Origin of the sequence: Anaerovibrio sp. JC8, assembly GCF_002100115.1 — a bacterium.
In the GTDB taxonomy this organism is placed as follows: Bacteria; Bacillota; Negativicutes; order Selenomonadales; family Selenomonadaceae; genus Anaerovibrio.
In genome coordinates this window covers 148237-162413 of record NZ_ANBM01000004.1, presented here as the reverse complement: position 1 = coordinate 162413, position 14177 = coordinate 148237, and the positions used below count along the sequence as shown (strand labels likewise).

At 46.6% G+C, this 14177-nt stretch carries 13 protein-coding genes; 10 read left to right on the top strand and 3 right to left on the bottom strand.

The window, feature by feature from the left end:
* Positions 1-50: 50 nt before the first annotated feature.
* Positions 51-1166, bottom strand: coding sequence for a hypothetical protein (locus D081_RS05150; protein ID WP_085023043.1), 1116 nt, complete (start codon positions 1164-1166; stop codon positions 51-53).
* 12 nt (positions 1167-1178) lie between these two features.
* Positions 1179-2555 (bottom strand): MBOAT family protein, encoded by a 1377-nt coding sequence (locus D081_RS05145; protein ID WP_085023042.1) that lies wholly within the window; start codon positions 2553-2555, stop codon positions 1179-1181.
* Between the two features lie 132 nt (positions 2556-2687).
* Between D081_RS05145 and D081_RS05140 the strand changes: the two genes are divergently transcribed.
* From D081_RS05140 to D081_RS05100, 9 genes are all read left to right on the top strand, one after another.
* The gene (locus tag D081_RS05140; RefSeq protein ID WP_085023041.1) at positions 2688-3020 is read left to right on the top strand and encodes a helix-turn-helix domain-containing protein; all 333 of its coding nucleotides are present in this window, start codon (positions 2688-2690) and stop codon (positions 3018-3020) included.
* Between the two features lie 173 nt (positions 3021-3193).
* The gene (ftsE, locus tag D081_RS05135) at positions 3194-3880 is read left to right on the top strand and encodes a cell division ATP-binding protein FtsE (RefSeq protein ID WP_085023040.1); all 687 of its coding nucleotides are present in this window, start codon (positions 3194-3196) and stop codon (positions 3878-3880) included.
* The gene (gene ftsX, locus D081_RS05130; RefSeq protein ID WP_085023039.1) at positions 3870-4757 is read left to right on the top strand and encodes a permease-like cell division protein FtsX; all 888 of its coding nucleotides are present in this window, start codon (positions 3870-3872) and stop codon (positions 4755-4757) included. Before ftsE ends, ftsX begins: the two co-directional genes overlap by 11 nt.
* Before the next feature lie 9 nt (positions 4758-4766).
* Positions 4767-5900, top strand: coding sequence for a murein hydrolase activator EnvC (locus D081_RS05125; protein WP_085023038.1), 1134 nt, complete (start codon positions 4767-4769; stop codon positions 5898-5900).
* Between the two features lie 101 nt (positions 5901-6001).
* A complete protein-coding gene (locus D081_RS05120; RefSeq protein WP_143272131.1) occupies positions 6002-7153 on the top strand; it encodes a S41 family peptidase in 1152 nt (383 codons plus the stop codon).
* A gap of 300 nt (positions 7154-7453) precedes the next feature.
* Entirely contained in the window at positions 7454-8764 is a 1311-nt protein-coding gene (locus tag D081_RS05115) for a TolC family protein (protein WP_085023036.1), read from the top strand.
* A 35-nt stretch (positions 8765-8799) separates the two neighbouring features.
* On the top strand, positions 8800-9927 hold the full coding sequence (locus tag D081_RS05110) for an efflux RND transporter periplasmic adaptor subunit (RefSeq protein ID WP_085023035.1): 1128 nt from the start codon (positions 8800-8802) through the stop codon (positions 9925-9927).
* 18 nt (positions 9928-9945) lie between these two features.
* Complete coding sequence (locus D081_RS05105; protein ID WP_085023034.1) at positions 9946-10662, top strand: ABC transporter ATP-binding protein; 717 nt, start codon at positions 9946-9948, stop codon at positions 10660-10662.
* Positions 10652-11869: an ABC transporter permease gene (locus D081_RS05100; RefSeq protein WP_085023033.1), complete on the top strand. Its 1218-nt coding sequence runs from the start codon at positions 10652-10654 to the stop codon at positions 11867-11869. Before D081_RS05105 ends, D081_RS05100 begins: the two co-directional genes overlap by 11 nt.
* An 86-nt stretch (positions 11870-11955) precedes the next feature.
* Here D081_RS05100 and D081_RS05095 read toward each other — a convergent pair whose 3' ends face one another.
* Complete coding sequence (locus tag D081_RS05095; RefSeq protein ID WP_198941955.1) at positions 11956-13020, bottom strand: HD-GYP domain-containing protein; 1065 nt, start codon at positions 13018-13020, stop codon at positions 11956-11958.
* A gap of 234 nt (positions 13021-13254) precedes the next feature.
* Between D081_RS05095 and D081_RS05090 the strand changes: the two genes are divergently transcribed.
* Positions 13255-14052 (top strand): amino acid ABC transporter substrate-binding protein, encoded by a 798-nt coding sequence (locus D081_RS05090; protein WP_085023032.1) that lies wholly within the window; start codon positions 13255-13257, stop codon positions 14050-14052.
* Positions 14053-14177: the final 125 nt, after the last annotated feature.

The following is a 14177-nucleotide window of genomic DNA, read 5'->3' as shown; positions in this document are numbered from 1 at the left end:
CCCTTAGTACATAAATGATGTGTATTAAGGGCAGTTTTATGTGAAGTAAATTATTTTGAAGCGGGAATTACTTGAAAATTATCAATAGGATGGTTTATGGCATATTCTAATTTATCATTATCAACGTAATTGGTGAGTATATTATTTTTACCAAGCAGATAGGTAATTCTAGCGTATGCAACATCGGAACCATGAAAACCATCTATTGTTTCATCATCAGAGCCACCGGTTGTCGCTAAATCAGTGAAATTATACCATGGAATATCTAAATCAGAGCACATTCTTTTCGTTTCATCCATATAGGCATGTAAGTAATCATGGAAATGAATGCTATTATCCATGTAGTTATAGACTTCATGGGGAAATGGTGGTAAAAATACAACAATCTGTGCACCTGATTGTTGTATTTGTGCTAATAAGTTTTTTAGTTTATTCAATTCTTGATTAGATATGCTATCACACCAAACAAACCTATCCCCAACGGCTCCTTTATCCATTCGCTCATAGGTACTTTTGAAACGAGTATCATTATCTTCTTTATCTTGAATGATTTTTCCATATTGTCTGCTCCCATCAGATAAACGATACCCATTGCCATTTACGGCAGCATCAAGTCCAATGTTTTTTAATCCGCTTAATGGATCTATTTCTTTAATATCATCTGTGTTTAAAATTTGTTTCATTATTTTCTTGTTTTTATATATATTTATATATTTTCCATATTGGTTGGTATATAAATTAGTCCAACGATTCTCTTGTTTAAAATTTGGATTAAGCCACCAAGGGTCAATTCCAATAATAATAACATCAGGTATATAGGATTCTCGTATTATATCCCATGCGAATACCACCTCGTCAACAGAAGCACCTATACCACCCAATGTATAGAAATCTCTGTCGTTAAAAAATTCTGCACGAAATTGCATTACTCGTGACGAACCCAAGGCTACTACTTTCGGTTTTTCCTTTTCTACAATATCAAGCTTTAGTAAAGCACCATCATCTAGTGCACTACCATAAAGTATATTCTTATAATCCTGTACTATTTCGTTATCACTATAATTTTCTTTACAAATCCCCAATAAAAAATATGATATAGAAAAAATAACTACTATCATTGAAAAGTTTATTACTACGAACCGTTCTACAAACCGTTGATACTCCATATTTTATGCTCCCTAAAATTGAAAATATAAGAAATCTCCAGTGCCAGTTGAAGCAATTCTATATATACTGATCAAAAATAATACACATGCTATTAACAACCACTTATTATTAGCTGTAAAATTTTGCACAAGAATAAGAGGATTTGGTACTACTGTTAGTATTCCAATCATTATACACAGTACTGCTAGTCTTTTGAGCCCTGTCATGCCGAGAGACTGAAAATCTACCATACTATTCAATACATTAATTGCATCATTGAAGCATTCCGCTCTAAAGAACACCCAGCATATCATTACACATAGGAACGTCATTCCCCAATTAATGACTTTTGGGAGATTAATATTCAGTCTGCGCCATTGGTGGTTTATCATAAGTAATAGGCCATGGATGCCGCCCCAAATAATAAACGTCCAGCCTGCTCCGTGCCACAGGCCAATTATCAGCATTGACACAAAGAGATTTCGCATTTTACTAAACTCGCCATGGCGATTACCACCCATAGGAATGTATAGATAATTCTTTACCCACAAGCCTAATGTCATGTGCCAACGACGCCAAAAGTCAATAATACTACGAGCCTGATAAGGGGAATTAAAGTTGGTAGGCATTTTGAGATTAAATAACAAAGCAAGCCCAATAGCCATTTCACTGTAGCCAGAAAAATCAAAATAAAGCTGTAAGGTATAGCCAAGAGCTCCCACCCAGGCCTCGGTACAGGTCAATGAACTTACATGGCTAAAGGCTTCGTTTGCCCAAACAGCCAGCTTGTCAGCAATTACTACCTTTTTAAATAATCCGAATGTAAAAATGGTAAGCCCTAAGGCAATATTTTTATAATCAATGTGGAATGTCTTTTCATTAATAAACTGTGGGATCATTTCCTTATGATTAATAATCGGTCCTGCAATCAGATGAGGGAAAATGGTTACAAATTCGCAGTAGGTCAGAAAATTATGGGGAGCGGCTTCCTTTCTGTATGCATCCACCAGATAAGCCGACTGGGTAAATGTAAAAAAGGAAATACCCAAAGGCAATACAATATGAGGCAGATCAAATACTTGGGCTCCATTAATATCATTGATGGTAGTTAGGAAGAAATCTGTATACTTGAAATACCCCAGCAGTAAAATATTGATCCCAAGTCCCACAACCAGCCAAAATTTGGATTTTGTGTGTTTATCCAGTTGTCCTCCTATAAAATAGTTGAAGCAAATGGAACCAAAGAGTAATGGAACATATTTCACATCCCAGTAACCATAAAAAACGAAGGATGCCAATACCAAAGTAAATGTTGCAGCCCGATGGCTGATATATTTAGCCGTTAGGAAAAAGGCTGCAAATACAATTGGCAAATACACAAAAATAAATGGATATGAATTAAAGAGCAATGTAAGTCCTCCCAGTTAAGAAAATGTCTCTTTTAAATTATATATCCCTAAATGGATATTATCAATAAAAATATCCCAAATAGGATAATTATAAAATGCATTATCGTACTCTTAAAGCAGGAGGGATAGTGTATGTTTGGGGAAAGATTACGAACATTGCGGGAACATCAGGAAATGTCACAATTAGAAGTGGCCAAGAAGCTGGATATAATGCAAAACACTTATAGCCGATATGAGCGTGGAATCAGGGAACCAGACTATGCCACACTGAAAAAGATTGCCAATTTCTTCGGTGTATCCATTGATTATCTACTGGGAAATGATGACCCGTCTTTGGAGGATGACCTGGCTGATTTGGAAAATATATTGATTAATGGCCGATATACCATATATGCTCAATTTCCTACAGATGATGAAAGGGAAATGCTGCGGGATTTATTGCGGGTTCTGTATCGAAAAAAGTAAGTTATTGAAATAATTAAAGAGAGTTGCTGCAAAATGTTGTTGCATCAGCTCTCTTTTTTCATTAGGATTAACTGAAAGTGTTTGGCTAAATCAAAATCCTCTAATTGATAATTCTTTTAGAATATCTCCATTTGTGATAAAATTAAGTTTAGTGTAGAAATGGAGGTTTCTCAATGATTCATATGAATGATGTCATGAAGGTATATGACAATGGTGCCATTGCCCTCAATCATATCAATGTAGATATCAAAAAGGGTGAGTTTGTCTTTTTGGTTGGCCCCAGCGGCGCCGGCAAATCCACCTTTATTAAAATGCTGTTCCGTGAGGTCCTGCCATCCTCTGGTATCCTCACTGTGAATGGCCGGGATATTATCCGCATGTCCAACAAGGATGTGCCTTATCTGCGTCGTTCCCTGGGAGTTATCTTTCAGGATTACAGACTGCTTCCCGACAAGACCGTATATGAAAACATCGCCTTTGCCATGCAGGTTATTGAGGCTCCAAGACGCATGGTGCAGCGCAACGTGAACAACGTGCTGGACCTGGTAGGCCTGCGTGACAAGTACAAGTGCTTTCCGAATCAGCTCTCCGGTGGTGAGCAGCAGCGTGTTGCCATTGCCCGGGCTGTTGTAAATAATCCGGCTGTCGTTATTGCTGACGAGCCAACTGGTAACCTGGACCCGGAAACTTCCTGGGGCATTATGGACATTTTCAAGAGCATTAATGCCAATGGTACCACCATCGTTATGGCAACTCATGACAAGAGCATTGTAGATGCCATGCAGAAGCGGGTTATTGCCATTGAACATGGTGAGATAGTCCGTGATGAGGCACGGGGAGGTTACGGCTATGACAATTAATACTATTGAGTATTTCGTTAGGGAAGTGGCCCACTCCTTGAAGCGCAACAACTGGATGTCTGTCGCTTCCATCGGTACTGTGGCAGTTTCCCTGTTGATTTTCGGCATGTTCCTCATGCTGGTCATGAACATGAACAAAATGGTGGATACCATGGAGTCCCAGGTTCAGATAAAGGTGTATCTGGAGGATAATTTCTCGAGGGATGATGCCCGGTCGCTGGAGGTTGACCTTAAGAAAATGCAGGGCGTGGAAAAGGTAACCTTCGTTCCTAAGGAAGAGGCCATGGAGAAATTCAAGGAGCGTCTGGGAGACCAGAAGACCCTGCTGGATGCCCTGGATGACACCAATCCGTTGCCGGATTCCTTTGAGGTTATGGTTTTGCAGCCGGAAATGGTTAAAACCGCCGCTGAAAACATTGAACGGTTCGAGGGAGTAGACAGTGCCAAGTATGGACAGGATGTTATGGAGCACCTCTTTGACATCACCCGTCTGATCCGTATTTTCGGCTTTGCCCTGATGATGGTGCTGGCTCTGGCCACCCTGTTTATTATTTCCAATACTATCCGCCTTACGGTGTTTGCCCGCCGCAAGGAGATTGCCATTATGAAATACGTAGGCGCCACTGACTGGTTTATCCGCTGGCCATTTGTGCTGGAGGGTATTGTGCTGGGCTTCTTGGGCAGTATTATTGCCTCCATTGTCCTGCGGCTGACCTACTCCGGCATTACTGCCAAGATATATGATACCCTGGCCTTCTTCCCGCTTATTCCGGAGGAGCCGTTCCTCACCTATGTGACCATGATTGTTGTCATTGGCGGCATGATTATGGGAGCTATCGGAAGTACCGTTTCCATCAAGCGTTTCCTGAAGGTCTGAGGTGGGGCTATGAGTTTTTTTACTACCAAGCATAAGACGGGAAGTCTTATAATGGCCGTTCTCATGTCACTGTCCGTGGCGGGAACTGCCCTGGCTGACGATCTGGAGAGTCAGCTTCAGGATTTACAGGAAAAGGCGGCCCAGCAGCAGGAGATCACCAATGAGGCCCAGGCCCGGGTGGACAGCCTGTCCGAAAAGCTCCGCATTTTGCAGGAGGAAGTGGATCAGGCCACTGCTGAATACAACGATGTAAAGAGCAGGCTGGACAAGGTTCAGTCAGATATAGAGGAAAATACCGAGCTTCTGAACAAGACCGAGAAGGAGCTGAAGGTAAAGAGCAAGATGCTGGCCAAGCGCGTCAGGGATATATATATCAACGGCCAGATAAGCTATGTGGATGTGCTCTTTGGAGCCAAGGATTTCTCCGATTTCCTTACCCGCATGGACATACTGAAGCGCATTATCAAGCATGATTATGACCTTATTATGAAGGTTAAGGCTGACCGCGACGTAGTCATGAGCACCAAGGCTAAGCTGGAAAAGGACAAGGCTGAGGTGGAGGTGCTGGTGGCCGACGCGGAAATCAAGCAGCGTAATATGCTGGACAAGAAGCAGGCCCAGCAGGTGCTTTTGGAAAAGGCCGAATATGACCGGGAGGTTTCCCAGCAGGCATATGAGGAAATCATGGCGGCATCCCAGGAGATTACCCGCATGATTCAGCGCAGCCAGATGGTGGGGGGCAGCTATGTAGCAGGCGGCTCCGGGGCCATGATATGGCCGCTGGACGGTCCGATTACCTCTGAGTTTGGCTGGCGTACCCATCCTATTTTTGGTACCCAGCGCTATCACAGCGGTCTGGATATCGGCGGCGATTACGGCCTGCCTATTGTGGCAGCGGCCAGCGGCACGGTTATTCACGCCGGCTGGATCAGCGGCTACGGCTACACTGTCATTATTGACCACGGCGGCGGAATTACCACCCTGTATGGCCATAATGAGTCTCTCCTGGTTGGGGAGGGTGAATCCGTAACCCAGGGCCAGACCATTGCAATGTGTGGTTCTACCGGTAATTCCACAGGCCCTCACTGTCATTTCGAGGTCCGTGAAAACGGTGAGCCTGTAAGTCCATATAGTTATTTGTAATTTATAAAGTTTCAGCGTGCTCTTTCGCCTGCCTTTGTGGCAGGTGAAAGGGCTCTGCTTCGCTTTGGGGTTATTTTAGGAAGAATGATTGGAGAATGTTCATGAGTCAGACTAAGAAAAGTGTTCTTCTGGTAGTCGGCACGGCGCTGGTTACCTTATTGGCGGTATGCTGTGTCATCTTTTATATGCTGGGTGGTACCGTGGGAAAGGCCGGGGATATGCTCCGCTTTATTGCCACAGTGAACTTCGTGGAGGACAAGTACGACGGTGATGTGGATCGGACTGTACTTATTAACGGGTCCATTGACGGCATGATGAAATCCCTTGGGGATAAATACTCAATTTACCTTGACGAGGAAAAATTCCGTCAGCTCAGCAATATCAACAGTGGCACCTTCGGGGGCATTGGCGTGGTTATGAGCTTTGCGGAGCCGGGCCATTGCCACATTATGTCAGTTATGGAAAATACTCCGGGCCAGGAGGCAGGCCTTCAGGCCGGGGATGAGGTCATTGCTGTGGAGGGTACCCCTGTTTCCGAGCTTCAGCCGGAGGAAGTGGTGGGGAAAATCCGCGGTGTGGAGGGCACCCAGGTGGTTATCACCATTCGCCGTCAGGGTGAGGCGGACAAGGACTATACCCTGACCCGTTCCAGTATTGCCATGACCACGGCAGCCGGGAATATGATTCCGGATACGGAAATTGGCTACATTCGCATTGCCTCCTTCAGTGAAAACACCGGCAGGGAATTTACGGAGGCCTTGGACAAGCTGAAGGAACAAAATGCCAAGGGACTGATTATCGACCTTAGGGCCAACCCTGGTGGATTGGTGAACTCCTGCATGGAAATTGCCAACCAGGTGGTTCCGGAGGGCGAGGTGGTATCCCTTATTGACAACACCGGCAGCAAGCAGGTGTTTACATCCAGCCTTACGGGTCCAAGCATGCCTATTGTGGTGCTTATCGACGGCAACAGTGCCAGCGCCTCTGAGATATTGGCGGGAGCCTTGAAGGACAGGGGGGCAGCTACCCTTGTGGGAATGAAATCCTACGGCAAGGGCTCCGTTCAGACCATTTTGCCTCTGTTCAGAGGGGACGGCATCAAGCTGACCGTGGCCAAGTATTACACCCCATCCGGTGCCAGCATTGATGGTATCGGCATCCAGCCGGACGTGGAAATCGCCCTGCCGGAGCATCCTACGGAGGACGTGCAGCTTTTGAAGGCTGTGGAAGTTATGAAGGAAAAACTCCAGTAAGAAGTTAAAATTAATGGTATTTTAATTTTTAGTTTATAAAATATTTATGCTTAGTGAATATACTATGAGCAGGAACAGGTAAATAAGGTGAATAGGTATATATGGGGACGTAGTTTACGTTGGTACTTGGTGAATTCAAGCCAAAGGCGAAGAATGAACCTAGTATCCACTACGTAAACTAGTGAGCGAGAGCGTTCACCATATGTACCTATTCACATGTTACTTAATTGTATGTTTAGTTAGATTTTTTTATGGTTTACTCCTGCTATGAGGCTGGGAAAACTTGAAAGGACGTATAGTATGAAAAAGCGACTTTTAATAGGAGCCGTATTGCTGGCTGCCAGTGGTTTTTTGGTAGGTGCTCCGTCAACGGGGGAATGTGCGGCATTGTCCCTGGAGGAGGCTATACAGACGGCCTTGGTTAATAATCCTGACGTGAATATAACAAGACTTGGCGTGGATGCGGCCCAGGCGAAGCTGAGTCAGGCCCGGGGCAGCAACAGCTTTAATGTTAAGGTGGGAACCAATTTCTCCAAGTCCGAGCAGAATGATTTGGGCTGGGATAATGGCAACAAAACCAGCGTTTCAGCCTCTTTGCCAATTTATAACGGCAACATAAACGGCCGCAATATTGAAAATGCGGAAATCGGCGTGGATATTGCCAAGCTTCAGACCCAGCGGAAATGGGAGACCACAAGGCTGGATGTTATCAAGGCCTACTACAATGTGCTGCAGGCCAGAAAGCAGACCCTGGTTTATCAGGAGTCCGTGGACAGATACCAGCAGCATCTGACTATCGTGGAGCAGCTGTACAGTGCCGGCAGCAAGGCCAAAATAGATGTGCTGCGCTCCCAGGTTGAGCTGGCTGATGCCAGACAGTCCCTCATAAAGGGGCAGAATGCCTATGAAAACAGTCTCGGCACCTTGAAAAATCTCCTTTTCATGGACCAGAGGGAGCCTCTGGAGCTGACAGATGATTTTGTTTATGAGCCATTTTCTGAGGATGTAAATTCCTGTGTATCCTATGCTTTGGAAAACCGCAAGGACCTTATTGTGGATGCCTATCAGGTGAAGCAGAAGGAGCTGGCCCTGAAGAATGCAAAGGCGGGCTATATGCCAACGGTGGACCTCAGTGTAAGCACCGGCTGGAACAAGCAGGTGCTGCCGGAGCGGGATAACCACAGTGTATCCGGCACCATCGGTGTCAACTGGACCATTTGGGACAGCGGCGTTACCAAGGGTAAGGTCAATGCTGCCGCTGTGGAGCTGGAAACTGCCAAGCTGACTCTCAGCAAGGATCAGAGCGCAGTGGACATGAATGTCCGCAACGATTACAACAGCATGCGTGAAGCGGAAAGACGCTTTGAAACTACCCGGGAAGCCGTGCGGGAGGCTGAGGAGGATTACTTCATTGCCAACGAGAAATACAAGGCCGGCGAGGGCATAATGCTGGATATTATTGATGCCCAGAATGCCTTGTCTACCGCCCGGCACAACCACATCAGTGCCCAGTACGACTATGCAAGGCACAAGGCCGCTGTGGAAAGCGATATGGGGCTGGATGTTCATCCGTCTGCCTCCACGGTTTCCAATGCTCCCCTGGCCAAGTAACAGGGTGATTCCCCAATGAGAAAAGAGGCATGATTATGAGAAAGAAAAAGACCTTCACCATAGCTGGCGTGGTTATTGTGATATTGGTGGCAATATTTGGTGCCTATACATATTTCAGCAGCTCCAATGCTGAGAAAAACAAGCCAACCACTGAAATGGCCCAGGTTCAGCGCATGAAGATAAAATCCACGGTATCCGCCACCGGCACCATCCGTCCTGTGGATTCCGTAGAGGTAAGCTCCAAGATTACAGCCCGTATCAAGTCGGTGCTGGTAAAGGAGAACGACAAGGTAACTGCGGGCCAGACCGTGGCCATTTTGGACGGCAAGGATTATGAGGCCTCCAACGACCAGGCGGAGTTCAAGCTCATTAACGCCAGAAGCAAGTACCATCGTGTGGAATATCTCAATTCCATTGGTGCCAAGTCCCAGGAGGAGCTGGAGGATGCCCAGCTGACCTTCGACACTGCCTCCAGTAATCTGGAGAAAACCCAGTCTGATTTGAGCGAGACCATTATCGTGGCCCCTATGGACGGTGTTGTGGTAGGCGAGCCTAAATCCGCCGGAACCATGGCAGTGCAGGGCAACAGCAACCCTACTGTTATTATGACCATTGCGGATATGAGCAAGAAGCAGATTCTAGCCAAGGTGGATGAAACTGATATTGGCAGCGTGAAGGTGGGCCAGAACGCCACCTTTACAGTTGATACATATACCGGCAAGACCTTTACGGCCCGGGTTTCCAAGATTTCCCAGACCGACGTGACCAACAGCTGGAATACCAATTCCAGCAACAGCTCCTCGTCTTCCTCCAGTGCCAGCGTAATTTATTATTATGTGGTATTGGACGTGGATGACCCGGATAATCTGCTGCTGCCGGCCATGACCGCAAGAGTGGATATTGTAACCTCCGAAAAGGAGGATGCACTGGTAGTGCCGATTTCCGCCTTAAAGACCGATACCAAGGGCTCCTATGTGCAACTGAGCCTGCCGGACGGCACCACGGAGAAACGCTATGTTTCCACTGGCATTTACAGTGACGAATTTGTGGAAATAGAGAAGGGCCTCTCTGATGGCGATACTGTTGCCATTACCTACAAGGCCAAGAGCAGTGCTGCTGCCAGTGGCTCCAGGGGCGGAGGACCAGGCGGCCCCCCAATGTAAGACGGAGGTTGATGCGCAATGAGTAATATTGAGAAAATTACTATCAGCCTCAGAGGAATAAAAAAGCTGTATAAAATGGGTGACCAGGAGGTAGCGGCCCTTAACGGCATTGACCTTGACATCAAGGAGGGGGAATTTGCCGCCCTTATGGGGCCCTCCGGCTCCGGCAAGTCCACCCTTATGAATATCCTGGGATGCCTTGACCGTCCCAGCATGGGCTCCTATAAGCTGGATGGCAATGAGGTGGCCCATTTAAGTGATGATATGCTGGCCAGGACCCGCAACCAGAAAATTGGCTTTGTGTTCCAGAACTTTAATCTTTTGTCCAGAATCTCCGCTCTGGAAAATGTGGCCCTGCCACTGGTTTATGCCGGGGTGGGCTCTGATGAGCGGGAGGAACGGGCCATGTATTATCTGGAGCAGGTGGGACTGGCGGACAGGGCCGATCACCAGCCCAATGAGCTTTCCGGTGGCCAGCGCCAGCGTGTGGCCATTGCCCGGGCTCTGGTAAACGATCCTCAGATTATTATGGCGGATGAGCCTACGGGTAATCTCGATACCAAGTCAACCAAGGAAATCATGGAGATTTTCCAGTCCATGCACGAAAAGGGGCGTACCATTATACTGGTAACCCACGAGCCGGATATTGCGGTCTGTGCCAGCCGTCAGCTGCTGGTGCGGGACGGCGTAATCACCCGGGATGAGGGAAAGGGCGTGGTTCTTGATGTTGTTTAAAGAGAGCTTTTCCATGGCCTTTACCGCCCTGCTGGCCAACAAAATGCGTTCCCTGCTGACCATGCTGGGTATCATCATCGGCGTTGGTGCCGTTATTGCCATGGTATCCGTGGGCATGGGCGTAAAAAGCAATGTAGTAAGCAGTATTTCTTCACTGGGAAGCAATATGCTCATCGTTTCTCCAGGCTCCGCCAACAGAGGTGGCATCCGGGGGGCGGCGGGCTCCCGGACCAGTTTGAAATATGATGATGCAGTGGCCATCAAAAACAAGGTCAAGAATATAGATTTTGTTTCTCCTACCGTGTCCCAATCCTATCAGATAGTAAATGGCAACCAGAACTGGAATTCATCAGTTATGGGGGTAACGCCGGAATATATGTCCATCCGTTCTTTGGAAGTGGGTACCGGCTCCTTTGTCAGCGATAGCGACAATATTAAGAGAAATCGTGTGGCTGTTATCGGCAGCACCGTTGCCACCAATCTTTTTGGCAGCAGCAACCCGGTGGGCCAGAATATCCGTGTCAACAACCAGCCCTTCAAGGTAATTGGCGTGCTGGAAAGCAAGGGCCAGTCCTCAATGGGGCAGGACCAGGATGATGTGGTTATTGTGCCCCTGACTACTGCCATGGAACGTCTCATGGCCATGAATCATGTATCCTCGGTAAATATTCAGGTGTCTGATCCCAACAAGATGGACCAGGTTCAGGAGGATATTGAGGTGCTCCTTCGCCAGCGTCACAAGATAATTGGGGGCAAGGAGGACGATTTCAATGTCCGGAACATGACCAGCCTTATGGAAACCATGAACCAGACCACCACCATGCTGACCCTGTTGTTGGGCAGTATTGCCGGTATATCCCTGATAGTTGGTGGTATCGGCATTATGAATATCATGATGGTATCCGTTACGGAGCGTACCAGAGAAATAGGTATCCGCAAGGCTTTGGGGGCTACCTTCCAGAATATTATGATGCAGTTCCTCATTGAGTCGGTGGTTATCGGCGTTGTGGGCGGCATCATCGGCATCGGGGTGGGCTGCGGCCTGTCCATGCTGGTGGGCAAGTTTGGTGATTTCACCACCGTTATTACGCCACTGCCGGTCCTTGTGTCCTTCAGCTTTTCCGTGGGCATCGGCCTGTTCTTCGGAATATATCCTGCCCGCAAGGCGGCCAAGCTGGACCCTATTGAGGCATTGAGATATGAATAAATACACCTTCTCACACTAATTGTATGAGTTGACTTTGAGAAAATAAAAATCCTGTTGCGATTGCAACAGGATTTTTTTGATATTCGTTATTTTGCGTTGTATTCTACAATCTTGATTCCACGATGCTCGTTCAAATCGATGATGTTGTCCTGGTCGATCTTGATGAGCGGATGAATGGCCAGATCATCAGGATAACGGAGAATGGTGCCGGTAAGGCCGTTGTTCAGCACTACGGTGGAGCCCAGGAATGCATCCTTGATGCGCTTCAGGATAACTACGCAGATTTCCGGGTCCAGCTTGCTGTACATGAGCTCCGTAATCTTGGCAATGGCTGCAAACGGAGTCTGGCGGACAAAGCCCTCACGCTCTGTGGTGATGTTATCATAGAGGTCAGCAATGGCAATGATGCGGGCAAACTGATGAATCTTGTCCCCGCCGATGGCATCCGGAATGCCAGTGCCGTCCATGGCCTCATGATGCTGCAGGGCAGCCATCTTAATGCCTTCGGAAAGCTCCGGGCTGGTGGCCAGAATCTTGTAGCCGTCGTAGGTGTGCTGCTGATAGGTTTCAAAGTCCTCACCCTTCAGGGTCTCCACCTGACGGTTCTGCAGGCGTTCTGGGAAATGAACCTTGCCGATATCGTGAAGGAAGCCGGCAGTAATCAAATCAGTCACCTGTCTGGATGGCATCAGCAGCCACTTGCCGATAACACCTGCCAGAATGGATACACGGATGGAGTGGTTGTACACGTCGTCAGCCATGTGATTAAGCTCGTAGAGATAATCAATGGCACCACTCTGCTTGGACATCGGCATCAGGTCCTCCTTGACCAGCTCCTTGGTCTTTTCCGCAGGAATCTGATTGTCCTTCAGGGTGGAGGTAAAGATGTCGTTTACCTCATGGACTACCTCCCGGTACTGGGCAGCGAATGCATTGCTACGGTTAAACATAGCCATAACATTCTGGTAGTTTGGACTGAGCTCGTATTCATCTTTTACATATACATAAGGAACATTAAGGAATTCAAGTCTGGTGATGTGAGCCTTGGTCAGCAGGGTGTTTTCCGACAGAATAACAACCATGTCGTCGTTGAGAATGGTGCGGGCAAGCTCCATCCCAGGCTCTAATTCATCTATTGTTAATTCTTTCATACATAGTCCCCCCAGATTCATTATTTACCATTGTACATTTCTATATGATACTGTAAAAATCCTACCATAAAGGAAAAAAATATAAAAAAATATTTATAACTGGACAAAAGTCGGAGAAGTTGAATATAAATTTTAATATTTTATCATTTTTCTCTTGCAATACATTAACGAACTAAAGTATAATATGCGTATTGAAAATGCAATAACTTATTTCAAAAAGGAGTGTATTGTTTTATGAAGAAGATTTTGGCTATTTGTATGATGCTGGTAGTGGCTATGGCTGCACTGGCAGGCTGTGGCAACAACGCTGCCAAGAAGGATGCACCACAGAAAATCGTGGTTGGCCTTGATGATAATTTCCCTCCAATGGGCTTCAAGGATGAGAAGAATGAAATAACCGGCTTTGATATTGATTTGGCCAAGGAGGCTGCCAAGCGCCTGGGCTGTGATGTGGAATTCAAGGCTATTGACTGGAACTCCAAGGAGGCTGAGCTGAAGAGCGGCCGTGTTGATGTTCTCTGGAATGGTCTGGACATCACCGAGAAGCGCAAGGAAAACATGCTCTTCTCCAACCCTTACATGGACAACCGCCAGATTGTATTCGTGGCTACCTCCAAGGGCGTAAAGATTGGCTCCGAGGCTGACCTTGCCGGCAAGGTTATCGGTACCCAGAGCGGCGGTACCACTGAGGAATACTTCGAGGGCAAGAAGGATCTGAAGGCTTCCATGAAGGAAGTAAAATACTATCCTGATTTCATCAATGCATTCATGGATCTGGAAAATGGCCGCATTGATGCCGTTGTTGGTGATGAGATTATCGGCCGTTACTACATCAGCAAGCACCCTGACAAGATTACCGCCATTGATACCGTTATCGGTGATGTAACCCAGTTCGGCTTTGCATTCCGCAAGGATGACCAGGCTCTCCGTGACAAGGTACAGAAGGTATTCGACGAAATGATTGCTGACGGCACCGTAGCAAAGATTTCCGAGAAGTGGTTCACCAAGGACATCACTTTAAAGAAGAAATAATAATTTAAAAAATGATAACCCAAAGGGCTATTGCATCGGTTTGCAATAGTCCTTTTTTTGATGTAAAATATATAGGCTTAGTGCTTTGCTACGGTAAAGCGGAAAATTAATGAAATATTTAAAAG

What these genes read in the sequence shown, in the direction of transcription:
- D081_RS05150 (WP_085023043.1), bottom strand. Translation starts at nt 1,166, where the DNA reads ATGGAGTATCAACGGTTTGTAGAACGGTTCGTAGTAATAAACTTTTCA.
- D081_RS05140 (WP_085023041.1), top strand. Translation starts at nt 2,688, where the DNA reads ATGTTTGGGGAAAGATTACGAACATTGCGGGAACATCAGGAAATGTCA.
- ftsE (WP_085023040.1), top strand. Translation starts at nt 3,194, where the DNA reads ATGATTCATATGAATGATGTCATGAAGGTATATGACAATGGTGCCATT.
- ftsX (WP_085023039.1), top strand. Translation starts at nt 3,870, where the DNA reads ATGACAATTAATACTATTGAGTATTTCGTTAGGGAAGTGGCCCACTCC.
- D081_RS05125 (WP_085023038.1), top strand. Translation starts at nt 4,767, where the DNA reads ATGAGTTTTTTTACTACCAAGCATAAGACGGGAAGTCTTATAATGGCC.
- D081_RS05120 (WP_143272131.1), top strand. Translation starts at nt 6,002, where the DNA reads ATGAGTCAGACTAAGAAAAGTGTTCTTCTGGTAGTCGGCACGGCGCTG.
- D081_RS05115 (WP_085023036.1), top strand. Translation starts at nt 7,454, where the DNA reads ATGAAAAAGCGACTTTTAATAGGAGCCGTATTGCTGGCTGCCAGTGGT.
- D081_RS05110 (WP_085023035.1), top strand. Translation starts at nt 8,800, where the DNA reads ATGAGAAAGAAAAAGACCTTCACCATAGCTGGCGTGGTTATTGTGATA.
- D081_RS05105 (WP_085023034.1), top strand. Translation starts at nt 9,946, where the DNA reads ATGAGTAATATTGAGAAAATTACTATCAGCCTCAGAGGAATAAAAAAG.
- D081_RS05100 (WP_085023033.1), top strand. Translation starts at nt 10,652, where the DNA reads ATGTTGTTTAAAGAGAGCTTTTCCATGGCCTTTACCGCCCTGCTGGCC.
- D081_RS05095 (WP_198941955.1), bottom strand. Translation starts at nt 13,020, where the DNA reads ATGAAAGAATTAACAATAGATGAATTAGAGCCTGGGATGGAGCTTGCC.
- D081_RS05090 (WP_085023032.1), top strand. Translation starts at nt 13,255, where the DNA reads ATGAAGAAGATTTTGGCTATTTGTATGATGCTGGTAGTGGCTATGGCT.